Genomic DNA, 16678 nt, shown 5'->3' on the forward strand with positions numbered 1-16678 from the left:
ACTGCGTCGGGTGGAGGCGGAGCGGAAACTCGGCGGCCGGTACCGGCTGGAGAACGAACTCGGCCGTGGCGGCATGGCGGTCGTCTGGCGGGCGCTGGACGAGGTGCTGGACCGCCCGGTCGCGGTGAAAGTGCTGGCCGGACGCTATGCCGGTGATGATCGGTTCCGGGCCCGGATCCTGCACGAGGCGCGGGCCGCGGCGACCCTCTCGCACCCGAACATCGCGCAGATCTACGATTTCGGCGAGTCCGACGAAGAGGGGCAGCCGGTCCCCTATGTGGTGATGGAACTGGTGAACGGCCCCACTCTCCAGGAACGTGTCGCCCGCGGCCCGATTCCGCCGCGCACCGTCTTCCGGATCTGCGGCGAGGTGGCCACCGCCCTCGCCGTCGCGCATACCGACGGTCTCGTGCACCGTGACATCAAACTCGCCAACGTCATGGTCACCCCGGCCGGGGCCAAGGTCGTCGACTTCGGCATCGCGGCCGTCGCCGGGCCCGCGTCACCCGAGGACGCCCTGCTCGGCACGCCCGCCTACCTCGCGCCGGAACGCCTCACCGGCGGCGCCATCGAACCGGCCTCCGACGTCTATGCGCTCGGCGTGATGCTCTACCGGCTGCTCGCCGGGGTCGCGCCGTGGAGCGTCGAGACCACCACCCAGATGCTCAAGGCGCACGTCTACCAGGAGCCCGACACGCTGGGCGGCCAGCCCGGGGTGCCGCCCGAGGTCATCGACATGGTCACCTGGTGTCTGGCCAAGGACCCAGCCGCACGGCCGGACGCGGCGCAGGTGGCAGACCTGCTGGGTGACGCGGCCGAGGCCGCTGCCGTCACGACCGAGCCTGATCCGGTACGGCCGGACGCGCCCGATTTCGCAGCCGGTGCGGACACCCGCCCCGTGATCCAGGGCCGGACGACGCTTCCACCACGGGCGCGCGGAACGGCTGCCCGCGTGGGGACGGGGCGGGTGGGCGTACCGAATCCATCGAAGAAGGCGCGGCTGTCCGCCGCAGCCGTCACCGCGACGCTGGCCGCCGTCGTGCCGTTGGCCCTCGCCGCCGGAGACGGCGACCCGGCCGGATCACCCGGAGTCGCCGCCCCGCCCGCCGTCTCACCCTCGGTGACGCATTCCGCCGATGCCGGCGCCCCGGCGCACTCCCGTTCACCCACGGCGACGGGCCGTCCCGAGCGGGCTCCCACGAACAGATCCAGCAGCAACACCCCGTCGCGCGCCCCGGAATCGACCGCGCCCTCACAGACCACCCCACAACCGAGTGCGACGGTGTCCGTCTCGCCGTCCGTATCGGTGCGGCCGCCGGAGGGAACCCGTCTGGAGTCGCCCGGCGGGTCGGTGCAGGCGAAATGCGTGACCGCCGGCGCCGAGTTGCTCGCCTGGGAACCGCGCGCCGGGTTCGTCGTGGAGCGGGCCGACCCGGGGCCGGACCTCGCCGTGGCCGTGGTCTTCGCCGGTGACACGGCGCGCTACCGGATGACCGTGACCTGCGCCGGCGGGCAGCCGTCCGCGGTGGTGCTGCCGTTGTAGTTCCGTTCGTCCGCTCGCTGCCGGACGGCGTCGGATGTCCGACTAAACTGCGGCGGCACGCTGCGAAAGGGACATCGATGACGGCGACCGCACCCGACGAATGGCTCACCCGGTTCCGGGCGGTGCTCCGCCGTACCCCGCCGCAGCAGCAGCCCGTGCCGGCCCCCACTCCGCCGTCGCTGCTCAACCTCGCCCCCGACCCCGGCTTCCGGGTCGCCCCGGACGGCGTCGACGTGCCCGAGACGGTGTCCGCCGAGCGCGCCGAGGTGCCCGGCCGGCCCGGTGTGACCGGCCTCAAGGTGATCGTTCCCGGTCGTGGTGGTGCCGCGGTGACCCCGGCCGGCACCGTCCCGTCGCCCGGGACCTACACCGCGAGCGTGTCGGTCTTCCTGGCCGAACCGCTCACCGGCCCGCCGCCGCGGCTGGCCGCCGAATGGGCCACCGACGAGCCGGCCTCGGCCCGCTCCCGGCCGGCGCGCAACGAGCACGGGCACCACCGGCTCGACATCACCTTCACCGTCCCCGACGGCGCCCGCGATGTCCGGGTCCGGCTCGGAGCCGGGCAGGGCGCGGCGATCTGGTACGACTTCACACTCACCGCCACGACGGCGCCGGTCCGGCACTTCGACGGTTCCACCCCCGACGACGACGTGTACGTCCACGAGTGGACCGGTGAGCCGGACGCGTCGCCGTCACGCCGGACCATGCGCGCGACCTTTGTCCCGCCGGCGTCGGCCTTCCTCCCTCAGGCGTCCGCTTTCGTTGCGCAGGCGTCCGGCTCAGGTGCGCAGGCGTCCGGCTCAGTTGCGCAGGCGTCTGCTTTCGTTGGGCAGGCGTCCGGCTCCGCGCAGGCGTCCGGCTTCGTTCCGCTGGCGTCCGCTTTCGTTGGGCAGGTGTCCGGCTTCGTTCCGCAGACACCCGATGAGGTTGCGGCGTTGCGTGCGCTGGTGGCCGGCGATCCGCTGGCCGCAGCCCGGCTGGCCTTGGCCGAGGGCGACACCGGGACCGCCGTCACCGGGCTGCGCCAGGTGGTCAAGGCCGGCGACCCGGACGGCGAGGCAGCCTGGGAGCTGGGCCGCATCGCGCTCACCGAGGGGCGCTGGGCGGCCGCCGAGCAGCTGCTGCGCGGTGCGGTGGCGAAACGGCCGGAGGCGTTCGAGCGGGGCTACGCGCTGGCGCTCGCCTACGACAAGCTCAAACGCCGCGACGACAGCCGGCAGGCCTCAGCCGCGGCACTCGCCCACGACACCAAACTGCCGTTCGACGGGACGGCCCTGCTCGACTCCGACGTCACGTCCTTCGGCGCCCGCCGCGAACTGGGCGTCTTCCTCGCCGAGCACCTCGGCCAGATCCGCACGCAGGCCGAGCAGCGACTGGCCCGGCCGGTGCCGACCACCTTCGACCAGCCGATCTTCGTCTACTGGGCGCAGGGTTTCGAGGCCGCCCCGCCGGTCGTGCGGGCCTGCCTGGCCGCGCTGCGGGCCAACAATCCGGACTCGACGGTGCACGAACTGACGCTGGCGACGATCGGCGCGTACGTCGACGTGCCGGAGGACCTGGCCGCCGCACTGGAGGGCGACCACTACCACTTCTCCGACCTGCTGCGGATGCTGCTGCTGGAGAAGTTCGGCGGCGTCTGGGTGGACGCCACCTGCCTGGTCACCGAGCCGCTGCGGCCGCACATCGACCGGGCACTCGCCAAGGGCAGCGTGTTCGCGTTCAACTACACCGGCCCATACCTGGTCAACTGGTTCCTGGCGAGCCGGCCCGACAGCTACGTCATGCACCTGTGGCGGGCCGCGTCGTTCCTGTGGTGGGAGAAACGCGGGGAGATCGTCGACTTCCTGCTCCACCACCACATCTTCGAGATGCTGTACCGCCTGGACGACCGGTTCCGCGGCGAATGGGAGTCCGGGCTCCGGCTCAACGCGACACCACCTCATGCGCTGCAGTCGGTGCTGCTCCGGCCGTACGACCCGGAGATGTTCCAGACGATCACGGAGGGCGCGTTCGTGCACAAACTCCGGCACCAGCTCCCGTCCGGTTTCGGCGGCAGCGAGTCCTACCTGGCCCGCATCATCCGCGGCGACCACTGACATCGTGGCTGCCCCGCCCGGCACAGCGGCATCGTGCAGATCAGGTAGCCAGCTCACCTGAAAAGGTGTGCGCCATTCTCTCCTGATCGCATGAGCGATCTGTGTTGGGAGAACTGGTTCCGGCAGACTCTTTGCCGCCCCGTAAACAATGCTGTACAGCACCCATGCGCGAAAATTATCGCCGAGGCGGGCCAGGCGCTTTCACCTCCGTCGCTGACGGCTTCTTCGGAGGTCTCGGGTTGGCAACCCTTCTTCATTCCCTGGGCGCCACCGACGACCCCTGCGGACCTGTCGAGATTCGACGAGAGGTGCCTGACCGTCCTGATGGCTCCCAGTTCGAGCCCTGACCCGAAGCCGATCAACGTTTATGGCCGGAGCCAACGAGGGTTCCGGGATACCAGGGCCGGACCTGCCGGATGCGCGGCAGTCACCCCGACGAACACGATGTCCGCGTAAGAACCCGGGTGCACAGCAGCCACTGGAACATGCCGTGACGCGGGGTCTGGGGCCTCGGGCCCCACAGCAGAAAAAGAAAACGAGCGATCAAGGTCCGCGCTTCCCGCGGACAGAGATCACTCGTCGCTCGTGCCCCCGGCAGGATTCGAACCTGCGCTTTCGCCTCCGGAGGGCGACGCTCTATCCCCTGAGCTACGGGGGCTCAGTGATGATGAGCCTAGCAGTACCCCTGCGGGACGGGCCAACCGGTATCGCCGAAAACGGACGGGCCGCCGGGTAAGCCCGGCGGCCCGTCGGTAATGCCTGGTCAGGAGGCGGCGCCGAGCTTCTCCTGTAGCGCCTTCATGTCGGTCATCTCGCGCTGCTGGCTGTTGATGGTCAGCTGCGCGGCCTCGACGACCTCCTCGTCCTTGCTCACCTCGACGACCTCCTGGGCCATGTGGACGCCGCCCAGGTGGTGCTTAATCATCATCTGCAGGAAGAGCCGGTCGCCCTCGATGCCTTTCGACTCGCGGAGTTTCGTCATCTCCTCGGGCGTGGCCATCCCGGGCATCAGGCCGTTGACGACGCTCTCCGCGCCGTCCGGCATCCAGGCCATGGCGGGCTGGTCGCCGGTCGGCTGCAGATTCCACTCGCGGAGCCAGGCCTGCATCATGCCGATCTGGCCCTGCTGGTTGAGGGCGATGTCGACGCCCATGGTCCGCACCTCGGGGTCGGAGGCCTGCGCGTACGCGATCAGCCCCATCTCGACGGCCTGGGTGTGGTGGGTCGTCATGTCCCGGGCGAAGCCGGCCTCGGCGGAGTCGTCGGCGGGCAGAGCCTCCCCGCGCGGCACCAGGAAGCCGATGGCGACGCCGAGGGCAAGCCCCACCACCAGCGCCACCGGGATCCAGTAACTGAACCGGGACGGCGCGGGCGTGGGGTCGCCCTCAGGCAGGGAGTCGGACACGGATCAGCCTTGCGGGGTGCTGCCGGTGACGGAGACGCCACGGTCGCAGAGGGCGGTCGGGCCCTCGATCGACGCGTTCACCCGCAGGGACTTGATGAACTCGTCGATCCGCGGGTCGTCCACCGTGTCGACCTTGAGCTGGTAGCCCCAGGCCTGGAGGGAGACGGCGTTGGTCAGCCCGGGGAACGGGCTCATCATGGTCTTCTCCTTGCCCTCGACCTTGGCGGCGAGCGTGGCCACCTGGTCGGCGGGCAGGTCCGGGCGGTAGGCGAGCCACACCGTGCCGTGCTCGAGGCTGTGCACCGCGTGCTCGTTGGGGATCTGCTCGGTGTAGACGACGCCGTTGCAGTTCTCCCAGGTCGGGTTGTGCTCGCCGGCGACCGGCGGGGACTGCTCGTAGGTCAGGGTGCCGCTCTTGTGCTGGCTGCCCTTGACCAGGTCGGGGTTGGTCTCGCGGTAGTTGACGAGGCCGGTGATGGCGGCGGCCCGCTCCTCCCACGGCACGGCGTTCTGCTTGTCGGTCTTGACGGAGGCCAGCACACCCCAGCCGATGATCCCGACCGCGACGACCACGACGAGACCGGCGACGGCGATCGGGCCCCAGTTGCGGCCGCCTGCGACCTTTACCGGGGTGACCGGCTTGCGGCCCTTGCCCTTGCCACCCTTGTTGCCGGACGGGCGTGAACCGCCGGGCCGGTTGGCGCCGGAGCCACCCGCCGGGGGCTTGCCCTGGCCGGTGGTCTTGTCGACCTTGACGGTGGACGGGACCCGTTCGGGCCCCGGGGTGCTCATGCTCATCGTGCCTCGTCGATTCGTCAAAACGGGAAGGGGCGGGGCTCGGGTGGCCGCCGAACGCCGAAGTCTACCCCCGATAGCATGGCTGAGTGACTCCCGCCAACCTTGCTGACACCGTTCTCTCAGCCGCTCGTGCCGTATTCGAGACGCGCGGACTCGACGTCGCGCTGCTGCCCGCCGCGACGACGGTGGAGCGGCCGCGCAACCCCGAGCACGGCGACTACGCCTCCAACCTGGCCCTGCAGGTCGGCAAGAAGGCCGGCGTCGCCCCGCGTGAGCTGGCCGCGGGGCTCGCCGAGGAGCTGGGCCGCCGGGACGGGATCGAGGCGGTGGAGATCGCCGGGCCGGGCTTCCTCAACATCCGCCTGACCAACGCGTCGATCGGCGCGCTCGCCCGGCTGGTGGTCGAGGCCGGCTCAGCGTACGGCCACAACGACGCCCTGTCCGGCGAAAAGGTGAATCTGGAGTTCGTCTCGGCGAACCCGACCGGCCCGATCCACCTGGGCCACACCCGCTGGGCCGCGGTCGGCGACTCGCTGCGCCGGGTGCTGGCCGCCGCCGGTGCCGAGGTGACCAGCGAGTACTACATCAATGACGCGGGCGCGCAGGTGGACCGGTTCGCCCGGTCGCTGTTCGCGGCGGCCAACGGCGAGCCCACCCCCGAGGACGGTTACGTCGGCGACTACATCACCGACATCGCCAAGGAGATCACCGAGGCCGACCCGGGCCTGGTCGGGCAGCCGGCCGAGCAGGCCATGCCGATCTTCCTGGCCCGTGGCTACGAGCTGATGCTCAAGGAGATCCGGGAGAGTCTGGAGCGCTTCGGCGTGCACTTCGACGTCTGGTTCTCGGAGCAGACGCTGCACAACGGCGGCGCGGTCGAGCACGCCATCGACGAGTTGCGCAAGCAGGGCCACATCTTCGAGGACGGCGGCGCGATCTGGCTGCGTACCACCGATTTCACCGACGACAAGGACCGGGTGCTGATCCGGTCCAACGGTGAGAAGACGTATTTCGCGGCCGACGCGGCCTACTACATCAACAAGCGGGAGCGCGGGTTCGACCGCTGCATCTACCTGCTCGGCGCCGACCACCACGGCTACATCGGCCGGTTGAAGGCGATCGCCGCGTGTGCCGGCGACGACCCGGCGAAGAACATCGAGATCCTGATCGGCCAGCTGGTCAACCTGGTCCGTGGTGGCCAGCCGGTCCGGCTGTCGAAGCGGGCCGGCAACATCATCACGCTGGACGAGCTGGTCGAGGCGGTCGGCCCGGACGCCGCCCGGTATTCGCTGGCCCGGTCCTCCACCGATTCCATGCTGACGCTGGACATCGAGGAGATCACCAAGAACTCCAGCGACAACCCGGTCTTCTACGTGCAGTACGCGCATGCCCGGATCTGTTCGCTGCTGCGCAACGCCGAGGAGAAGAAGGTCAACCGCGGCGAGGGGTACGACCCCGCGCTGCTCTCCCACGAGCGCGAGCGCAACCTGCTGAAGACCCTGGGCGACTTTCCGGCGGTGGTCGCCACGGCCGCCGAGCTGCGCGAGCCGCACCGGATCGCGGTCTACCTGGAGGAGCGGGTGGCCACCGACTACCACCGGTTCTACGACGCCTGCCAGGTGCTGCCCAAGGGCGACGAGCCGGCCTCCGAGTTCGCCCAGTCGCGGCTGTGGCTGGCCGAGGCCACCCGAACGGTGCTGGCCAACGGTTTGGACCTCCTCGGGGTCTCCGCGCCGGAGAGGATGTAGGGCATGCGCGCACACGAGGCCGGGGCCCTGCACGGTGACCTCGGCAGCCGCGGGCCGGCCTGGCTGCGTACCCCTGAGGATGTCAACGCCCTGGTGCCGCAGCTCTGGCCGCGGACCGTGACCAGGACGGATGCCGGGGGTCTGGAGATCGGCGGGGTGAGCGTCGCCGATCTGGCGGCCGACTACGGCACGCCGGCCTATCTGCTCGACGAGGAGGACTTGCGGGCCCGCTGCCGCGATTTCAAGGCGGCCTTCGCCGAGGCGGACGTCTACTACGCCGGCAAGTCGTTCATCTGCAAGGCCGTGGTCCGGGTGATCGACGAGGAGGGGCTCTTCCTCGACGTCTGCTCCGGTGGTGAGCTGGCGGTGGCGCTGGCGGCCGGGTTCCCGCCCGAGCGGATCGGCTTCCACGGCAACAACAAGTCGGTGTCCGAGCTGCGCCGGGCGCTGGACGCCGGGGTCGGCCGGATCATCGTGGACTCGTTCCACGAGATCGCCCGTCTGAGTGAGCTGGCCAGAGAGCTGAACAAGCGGCCCGGCGTGCTGCTCCGCGTCACCGTCGGTGTCGAGGCTCACACCCACGAGTTCATCGCGACCGCGCACGAGGACCAGAAATTCGGGTTCTCGCTGGCCGGCGGGGCTGCGTTCGCGGCGGCGGCGCAGATTCTCGACGAGGGCGTGCTCGACCTGCGCGGCCTGCACTCGCACATCGGTTCCCAGATCTTCGACACCAGCGGGTTCGAGGTGGCCGCCCGGCGGATCCTGGAGCTGCAGGCGCAGATCCGGGACGCGCGCGGGGTGGAGCTGCCGGAGCTGGACCTGGGTGGCGGGTTCGGTATCGCCTACACCACGCAGGACGACCCGTCGACGCCCGGCGATCTGGCCAAGCGGATCAACAAGATCGTCGAGTCGGAGTGCGAGCTGGCCTCGCTGCGCAAGCCGCACCTGTCGATCGAGCCGGGGCGGGCCATCGTCGGCCCCGCGGTCTTCACGCTCTACGAGGTGGGGACGGTCAAGGACGTCGACGGCATCCGCACCTACGTGAGCGTGGACGGCGGGATGAGCGACAACATCCGTACCGCTCTCTACGACGCCTCCTACTCGGCGACGATGGCCAACCGGCGCAGTGACGCCGAGCCGCTGCTCGCCCGCGTTGTGGGAAAACATTGTGAGTCCGGGGACATTGTCGTGAAGGATGAATTCCTGCCCAGCGACGTGCAGCCCGGAGATCTTATTGCGGTCCCCGGGACCGGCGCGTATTGCCGGAGCATGGCCAGCAACTACAACCACGTTCCTCGGCCCCCCGTGGTGGCGGTGCGCGACGGCGCCGCCCGTGTCATCGTGCGGCGGGAGACCGAGGACGACCTGCTTGCATTGGATGTCGGATGAGCCCCGTCAAGTCGATCCGCCTGGCCCTTCTCGGCTGCGGAGTCGTCGGTTCCGAAGTGGTTCGGCTGCTCCACGAACAGGCCGAGGACCTGACCGCCCGTATCGGTGCCCCGCTGGAACTGGTCGGCATCGCGGTGCGGCGGCTCGGCCGGGAGCGCGGCGACCTGCCGGTCGACCCGTCGCTGTTCACCACGGACGCGCTGGGCCTGATCAAACGCGACGACGTGGACGTGGTCATCGAGGTCGTCGGCGGCATCGAGCCGGCCCGGACCTGGCTGACCGAGGCGCTGCGCGCCGGCAAGAGCGTGGTGACGGCCAACAAGGCCCTGCTCGCCGAGGACGGCGGGGCGCTGCACGACGCGGCGGTCGAGGGCGGTGCCGATCTCTACTACGAGGCCTCGGTGGCCGGTGCGATCCCGCTGCTGCGGCCGCTGCGCGAGTCGCTGCACGGTGACCGCGTGACCGCGGTCACCGGCATCGTGAACGGCACGACGAACTTCATCCTCTCCTCGATGGCGGCGACCGGCGCGGGCTTCAACGAGGCGTTGGAGGAGGCGACCGAGCTGGGGTACGCGGAGGCCGACCCCACCGCCGACGTCGAGGGCTTCGACGCCGCCGCGAAGGCCGCGATCCTCGCCTCGCTCGCCTTCCACACCCGGGTCACCGCCGCCGACGTGTTCCGTGAGGGCATGACCGGGGTGACCGCCGGTGACATGGCCAGCGCCCGGGAGATGGGCTGCACGATCAAGCTGCTGTGCATCGCCCAGCGCACCGCCGATTCGGTGAGCGTCCGCGTGCACCCGGCGATGATCCCGCTGTCGCACCCGCTGGCCAGCGTCGGCGACGCTTTCAACGCGGTCTTCGTGGAGGCCGAGGCGGCCGGTCCGCTGATGTTCTACGGCCGGGGTGCCGGTGGCCGCCCGACCGCGAGCGCGGTGCTCGGTGACATCGTCGCGGCCTCCCGCAACAAGCTGACCGGGACCCGCGCGCCGAGTGAGAGCAACTACGCCGAGTTGACGGTCCGCCCGATCGGCGAGTCGCTGACCCGTTACCACATCAGTCTCGACGTGGCCGAGAAGCCGGGTGTCCTGGCCACCGTGGCCGGGGTCTTCGCCCATCACGAGGTGTCGATCGCGACGGTCCGGCAGTCCGGCCGGGAGGACGACGCGAAACTGGTCATCGTCACCCACAGTGCTCCGGACGCGGCGCTGGCCGCCACGGTCGAGGCGCTGTCGCGGCTGGACATCGTCCGGTCGATCGCGAGCGTGCTGCGTGTCGAGGGGGGAGCCGGCTAGTGCTCGGCCCCCGGACGGCGACAATGTCGAGGCCGTCTGTCATCGTCCTGAATAATGGGCATCCGGTCCCAGGGGCCGGATGGATCGGGCACGCTGTGCCCGACTTCCCGACGTAGGTGAGGAGTACGGCCATGTGGCGGGGCTTGATCGAGGCGTACCGGGACCGTCTGCCGGTCTCCGACGCCACCCCGGTGGTCTCGTTGCACGAGGGGAACACTCCTCTGGTGCCGGCGCCGGTGCTGTCCCAGCGGGTCGGCGCCGACGTCTACCTCAAGGTGGAGGGGGCCAACCCGACCGGCTCCTTCAAGGACCGGGGTATGACGATGGCCGTCTCCAAGGCGGTCGAGGACGGCGCGAAGGCCATCATCTGCGCGTCCACCGGCAACACCAGTGCCTCCGCCGCGGCCTATGCCGCGCGGGCCGGCATCACCTGTGCGGTGCTCGTGCCGCAGGGCAAGATCGCGCTCGGCAAGCTGGCCCAGGCGCTGGTCCACGGAGCCCGTCTGCTCCAGGTGGACGGCAACTTCGACGACTGCCTGGCGCTGGCCTCGAAGCTCTCCCAGGACTACCCGGTCGCCCTGGTCAACTCGGTGAACATCTTCCGGTTGCACGGGCAGAAGACGGCGTCCTTCGAGATCGTCGAGGCGCTCGGTGACGCGCCGGACATCCACTGCCTGCCGGTCGGCAACGCCGGCAACATCTCCGCCTACTGGATGGGTTACCAGGAGGACAAGGAGGCGGGGAACAGTTCGAAGCTGCCGAAGATGTTCGGTTTCCAGGCCTCCGGGGCGGCCCCGATCGTGAACGGCGCGGTGGTCGAGCAGCCGTCGACGATCGCCACCGCGATCCGCATCGGCAACCCGGCGAGCTGGACCAAGGCGCTGGACGCGCGGGACGCGTCGGGTGGCCTGATCTCGGCGGTCACCGACCGGGACATCCTTAACGCGTACCGCCTGCTGGCCCGTGAGGTCGGCGTCTTCGTCGAGCTGGGCAGCGCGGCCAGCGTGGCGGGCCTGCTGCAGCAGTCGGCGGCGGGGCTGATCCCGGCCGGCTCGCGGGTGGTCTGCACGGTGACCGGCCACGGTCTGAAGGACCCGGAGTGGGCGATCTCGACCGCCCCGTCCCCGACCGTCATCCCGAACGACGCCCTCACCGCCGCGAAGGCCCTCGACCTGGCCTAACGCGCCTGGGTTTCACCGGTTTCCGGATCGGCCGCAGCATGGTCTGACAGACTGGCTGCGGCCTCTTCAGCTGCCTGGCATCCCGCCTCGCGGACCAACAGCTCCATGGCCTGGGCCACGATCGAGAGTTCCTCCGCTGAGAGCCGGCTGAGGAGTTCGCGCTGCTTCGCCACTCCTGCCGTGATGATGCCCTCGATGACTTCGGTGCCCGCCCTCGTGAGTCCGATCCGGCGAACCCGCCGATCGTTCATGTCCTCCGTGCGCGTGACCAGGTCCTGCACGACGAGACGGTCGATCATGCCGCTGAGGGCGGCGGCGCCGACGCCGAGCATCCGGGCGAGCTCGCCACCGGCGAGCGTTCCGTGCCGGGAGAGCAGCAACATGATCTTGAGCTGCGACATCGTCAGGTGCGACGAGAAGAGCGGGTCCGACCGGTCGTCGGCGAACAGGTGCTCGAGCTGGATCGACGAACCCATGATGTCCGCGATGAGCTTCTCTTTCTGGCCCAGCGCCCGCTCCTTTTGTCACGTTCCTGTTTCCGGGACGGTACCAGCGGCCCCGGTGAAAAACCATTTGTTCGTGTCATGCAAACTATCAGTATCGACCGAACCAATCTCGGGGGAGCGCCCATGTCAGCTCTGACACGGCTCAGCCTTGCCAACCGAGGTCTCGTCGCCCTGATCGCGGTCGTGATCAGCGGCTTCGGGCTCTATGCGATCCCGTCCCTCAAGCAGCAGCTCTTCCCCTCGATCGAGTTGCCCGCCGCGTTCGTCAGCGCGGTGTTGCCCGGAGCCTCGCCGGAGACGGTCGAGGAACAGGTGACGAAGCCGATCGAGGACGCGGTCAAAGGCATCGACGGCATCGACACGGTGACGTCGACCTCCCGCGAGAACGCGTCCAGCGTCGTGGTGATGTTCGAGTTCGGCACGGACATCGAGTCCGCCGTCAACCAGGTCACCACCTCGATCAACCGGATCCAGGCGCAGCTCCCGGAGAGCGTCGACCCGCAGGTCTTCGCCGGCGGCACCGACGACATCCCGGCGATCGTGCTGGCCGCCTCCGGTGGTACCGACGAGGCCGACCTGCTCCGCAAGCTCAACGAGACCGTCGTGCCGGAGCTCAACGGCATCGAGGGCGTCCGCGACACCCAGATCACCGGGGCCCGTGCCAAGCAGGTCGTGATCACGCCCGACCTGGCGAAGATGGGCGCGGCCGGCGTCAACCCGGCGTCGCTGACCACGGTGCTCCAGGCCAACGGCGTCTCCATCCCGGCCGGCGCGGTCACCCAGGCCGACAAGTCGCTGACCGTGCAGGTCGGCACCCCGATCACCACGGTCGACCAGCTCGAGAACGTCTACGTCACCGGTTCGCGTGGCCCGGTCCGCCTCGGTGACGTCGCCGCGGTCGAGAGCAAGCTGCCGGCCGCCGAGTCGTATACGCGGACCGACGGGGTGGACAGCCTCGGCATCGCGGTGACGGCCCGTCCCGACGGCAACCCGGTCTCGATCTCGCACGCGGTCCGCGACATGCTCGCCGAGCTCCAGACCGACTCGGGCGCCACGCTCACGGTCATCACCGACCAGGCGCCCTACGTGGAGCGGTCCATCGAGAGCCTGACCACCGAGGGCCTGCTCGGCCTCGCGATGGCGGTCATCGTCATCCTGGTCTTCCTGCTCAGCGTCCGCTCGACGCTGGTCACCGCGGTCTCCATCCCGCTGTCCGTGCTGGTCGCGCTGATCGCCCTGTGGGTCGGCGACTACACCCTCAACCTGCTCACCCTCGGCGCACTGACGATCGCGGTCGGCCGGGTGGTGGACGACTCGATCGTGGTGCTGGAGAACATCAAGCGCCACCTCGAGTACGGCGAGGAGAAGGTGCACGCCATCCTCGGTGCGGTCAAGGAGGTGGCCGGTGCGGTGGTCGCCTCGACGCTCACCACGGTCGCCGTCTTCACCCCGATCGCCCTGGTCGGCGGGCTGGTCGGGCAGATCTTCTCGTCCTTCGCGATCACCGTGACGGTGGCGCTGCTGGCCTCGCTGTTCGTGTCGCTGACCATCGTGCCGGTGCTGGCCTACTGGTTCCTCAAGCCGCCGCCCGCGGGCGCCGACAACGAGGCGATCCGCAAGGCCGCCGAGGAGAAGGAACTGCGCAGCCCGCTCCAGCGCGGCTACCTGCCGGTGATCCGGTTCGCCACCACCAAGCGCTGGATCACCGTGATGATCGGCATCGCGGTGCTGATCGGCACGTTCGCCCTCTCCACCCGCCTGGAGACCAACTTCCTCGACGAGTCGGGCCAGGACAGCCTGACCATCAGCCAGGAGATGCCGCCCGGCACGAGCCTGGCCGCCACCGACGCGGCGGCGAAGAAGGTCGAGGGCGTCCTCGCCGCCCGCGCCGACATCACCACCTACCAGGTCACCGTCGGCGGCAACTCGGCCAACCCGTTCGCCGGTGGCGGCGGTTCCGGCACCGCCAGCTACAACGTGGCGCTGGACGAGGACGCCGACGCCGAGCAGGTCACCGACGAGCTGAACGAGCAGTTCACCGCGCTGGTGGGGGTCGGTGAGGTCAAGATCGGTCAGGAGAGCTCGGGGCTGGGCAGCAGCCAGCTCGCCGTGCAGGTCTCCGCGTCCGACAACGAGGTGCTGGCGACGACCACCGAGCAGGTCCGGGCCGCGATGGCCGGCATCGCCGGTGTCACCGACGTGGACACCACCCTGGTGGCCAGCGTGCCGCGGCTCGAGGTGGAGGTCGACCGCAAGGCCGCCGCTGCCGCCGGGCTCACCGAGGCACAGATCGGCCAGACCGTGGCCGGCATGTTCCGCAGCGTCCCGGCGGGTCAGATCAGCGTCGACGGCGCCAGCGAGGACGTGGTGATCTCGTTCGGCTCGGCACCGGCCGACCCGGCCGCGCTGCGGGCCCTGCCGCTGACCACTCCCCGTGGCGTGGTCCCGCTGGACCAGGTCGCCGACGTCAAGGAGGTCGGCGGTCCGCCGACGATCACCCGGACCGACGGCAACCGCACCGCCAGCGTCACCGGCGCCGTCGTCGGCTCCGACCTCCGTAAGGTCAACGCCGATCTCACCAGCGCCCTGGACGCCCTGGAGACGCCGCCCGGCGCGGAGATCACCATCGCCGGCGTCGGTGCCGACCAGGCGGAGGCGTTCGAGCAGCTCGGCCTGGCCGTGCTGGCCGCCATCGCGATCGTCTTCATCATCATGGTCGCGACCTTCCACAGCCTGCTCCAGCCGGTGATCCTGCTGGTGTCGATCCCGTTCGCGGCGACCGGCGCGATCGGCCTCCTGCTGATCACCGGCACCCCGCTCGGCGTACCGGCCCTGATCGGTGTGTTGATGCTGGTCGGCATCGTGGTGACCAACGCCATCGTGCTGCTGGACCTCATCAACCATTACCGGGCCGAGGGGTACGGCGTACGCGAGGCCGTGATCGAGGGCGGCCGGCACCGGTTGCGCCCGATCCTGATGACCGCGATCGCGACCATCTTCGCGCTCATCCCGATGGCGCTGGGCCTCACCGGCGAGGGCGGTTTCATCTCGCAGCCGCTGGCCATCGTGGTGATCGGCGGTCTGGTCAGTTCCACGCTGCTGACCCTGGTGCTGGTGCCGACGCTCTACACCATGGTGGAGAACCGCAAGGAGAAGAGCCGGGCCAAGCGCCAGGCCAAGCGGCTGCGCAAGCAGGGTGCGGCCGGCTCGCCGAAGCACGCCGCCGACGACGCGGCCGACGACCTGGTGCCGGCCGGGACGGCGCCGGACTCCAGCGGTGGCGCGCACGAGGCCCGGTCGGAGAGCCGGGGCGCGCTGCGCGGGTTCACCGACCAGTTCGAGGTCCTGAAGATGCCCCGTAAGCCGGCCAAACCGGCTGAGTAGCCGGTAACGCGAAGCGATGCCCGGTCCCCGGTGGGGCCGGGCATCGCCGTTATTGTTCGGTACGTGCCAGCAGCCTTCTCGGTCCTTACCCGCAACCGTGACTTCCGCCGCCTGTTCGCGGCCGAGCTGGTGGTCTTCGGCGCCGACTGGTTCGTCATGGTGCCGCTGCTCGTACTGCTCCCGGAGCTGACCGGCGGCGGCACCCTGGGCGCGATGGTGCTGGCCGTGGACACCGGAATCCTGGCGCTGCTGCTCCCGTGGACGGGCACGGTCGCCGACCGGGTGGACCGGCGCAAGATCCTGATCGTGTCGAACGCCGCGGCGTTCCTGTCGGTGCTGCTGCTGTTCGCGGTCCGCTCCGAGGCCACCGCCCCGCTGGCACTTGTCGCGGTCGGGGCGATCGCGGTGTCGAAGGCGTTCTACTCCCCGGCGGCGTCGGCGGCACTGCCGAACCTGGTGGACCCGGAGGACCTGGCGGCGGCGAACACGATCGCGGGCTCCGCCTGGGGCACCATGACGGTGGTGGGCGCGTCGCTCGGTGGAGTGGTCAGCAGCGCTTTCAGCCCGTACATCTGCTTTGCTGTGACCGCCGTCTGCCTGCTCACCGGAAGCCTTCTCACCACGCTGATCCGACGGCCGATGCAGGCGCCGCGCAGCGGCGGAGGCGAGCCGGTCCGCGCCCTTGCCGCTCTCCTCGAATCGCTGCGCTACATCGCCGCCCGGCCGCGGCTGCGCGCCCTGGTGACGGTGAAGTCCGCGGTCGGCCTCGGCAACGGGGTGCTGACCGTGTTCCCGCTGATCGCGGCGGCGCACGGGGTGGGTGCGCTGGGTGCCGGGCTGCTGTTCGCGCTGCGCGGCGCCGGTGCACTGGTCGGACCGCTGGTGATGCGCCCGGTGCTGAACCGGCCGTCCTGGCTGCTGCCGGGCCTGGCGCTGTCCATGGGCCTGTACGGCGTCGGCTACCTGGGTGTCGCGTTCGCGCAGTGGTTCCCGCTGGTGGCGGCGCTGGTCTTCGTCGCGCACTTCGCCGGCGGCAGCAACTGGGTGCTGTCCAACTACGCGTTGCAGGGCGAGGTGCCGGACGCGCTGCGTGGCCGGGTGTTCGCGACCGACATGATGCTGGCGACGCTCGCGATCGCGGTGAGCCAGCTGGTCGCGGGCACGGCGATCGACCGCGTCGACCCGGCCTGGATCATCGCGGGGTGCGCGTCGATCACCCTGACCTACGCGATCGGCTGGCGGATCGCCACCCGTCGGCTCCGTCCCTCGGCCGAGCCGACATTCGGGATTACCGGTACCGGGGAGCTTCCGCCGAAATGATCACGCCCTAGCA

General features: G+C 70.2%; 11 protein-coding genes and 1 tRNA gene. 8 read left to right on the top strand and 4 right to left on the bottom strand.

Annotation, left to right across the window (positions count from 1 at the left end; all coding sequences use genetic code 11):
- Positions 1–10: 10 nt before the first annotated feature.
- The gene (locus tag ACFO0C_RS22335; RefSeq protein ID WP_378068613.1) at positions 11–1543 is read left to right on the top strand and encodes a serine/threonine-protein kinase; all 1533 of its coding nucleotides are present in this window, start codon (positions 11–13) and stop codon (positions 1541–1543) included.
- 77 nt (positions 1544–1620) lie between these two features.
- A complete protein-coding gene (locus ACFO0C_RS22340) occupies positions 1621–3639 on the top strand; it encodes a capsular polysaccharide synthesis protein (protein WP_378068614.1) in 2019 nt (672 codons plus the stop codon).
- 586 nt (positions 3640–4225) lie between these two features.
- Here the strand turns inward: ACFO0C_RS22340 and ACFO0C_RS22345 are convergent.
- From ACFO0C_RS22345 to ACFO0C_RS22355, 3 genes are all read right to left on the bottom strand, one after another.
- Positions 4226–4297 (bottom strand) — tRNA-Arg (locus ACFO0C_RS22345).
- A 105-nt stretch (positions 4298–4402) separates the two neighbouring features.
- Complete coding sequence (locus ACFO0C_RS22350; protein ID WP_378068615.1) at positions 4403–5044, bottom strand: DUF305 domain-containing protein; 642 nt, start codon at positions 5042–5044, stop codon at positions 4403–4405.
- A gap of 3 nt (positions 5045–5047) precedes the next feature.
- Entirely contained in the window at positions 5048–5842 is a 795-nt protein-coding gene (locus tag ACFO0C_RS22355; RefSeq protein WP_378068616.1) for a DUF3105 domain-containing protein, read from the bottom strand.
- A gap of 86 nt (positions 5843–5928) precedes the next feature.
- Between ACFO0C_RS22355 and argS the strand changes: the two genes are divergently transcribed.
- The 4 genes from argS (at position 5929) to thrC (ending at position 11455) form a co-directional block, all read left to right on the top strand.
- The gene (gene argS / locus ACFO0C_RS22360; protein ID WP_378068617.1) at positions 5929–7590 is read left to right on the top strand and encodes an arginine--tRNA ligase; all 1662 of its coding nucleotides are present in this window, start codon (positions 5929–5931) and stop codon (positions 7588–7590) included.
- Between the two features lie 3 nt (positions 7591–7593).
- Complete coding sequence (gene lysA, locus ACFO0C_RS22365) at positions 7594–8979, top strand: diaminopimelate decarboxylase (RefSeq protein WP_378068618.1); 1386 nt, start codon at positions 7594–7596, stop codon at positions 8977–8979.
- Positions 8976–10274: a homoserine dehydrogenase gene (locus ACFO0C_RS22370; protein ID WP_378068619.1), complete on the top strand. Its 1299-nt coding sequence runs from the start codon at positions 8976–8978 to the stop codon at positions 10272–10274. The genes lysA and ACFO0C_RS22370 overlap by 4 nt, the downstream gene beginning before the upstream one ends.
- A 131-nt stretch (positions 10275–10405) precedes the next feature.
- Positions 10406–11455, top strand: a complete 1050-nt coding sequence (gene thrC, locus ACFO0C_RS22375) for a threonine synthase (protein WP_378068620.1) — start codon at positions 10406–10408, stop codon at positions 11453–11455.
- On the opposite strand, the gene ACFO0C_RS22380 is transcribed toward thrC, so the two are convergent.
- On the bottom strand, positions 11452–11931 hold the full coding sequence (locus ACFO0C_RS22380; RefSeq protein WP_378068621.1) for a MarR family transcriptional regulator: 480 nt from the start codon (positions 11929–11931) through the stop codon (positions 11452–11454). The genes thrC and ACFO0C_RS22380 overlap by 4 nt on opposite strands.
- A gap of 153 nt (positions 11932–12084) precedes the next feature.
- On the opposite strand from ACFO0C_RS22380, the gene ACFO0C_RS22385 reads away from it, so the two are divergent.
- Both ACFO0C_RS22385 and ACFO0C_RS22390 read left to right on the top strand, forming a co-directional pair.
- The gene (locus ACFO0C_RS22385) at positions 12085–15345 is read left to right on the top strand and encodes an efflux RND transporter permease subunit (protein ID WP_378068622.1); all 3261 of its coding nucleotides are present in this window, start codon (positions 12085–12087) and stop codon (positions 15343–15345) included.
- A gap of 63 nt (positions 15346–15408) precedes the next feature.
- Entirely contained in the window at positions 15409–16665 is a 1257-nt protein-coding gene (locus ACFO0C_RS22390) for an MFS transporter (RefSeq protein ID WP_378068623.1), read from the top strand.
- The last annotated feature ends 13 nt before the right edge of the window (positions 16666–16678 follow it).

This window comes from Actinoplanes subglobosus, assembly GCF_042650585.1.
Lineage (GTDB): Bacteria > Actinomycetota > Actinomycetes > Mycobacteriales > Micromonosporaceae > Actinoplanes > Actinoplanes subglobosus.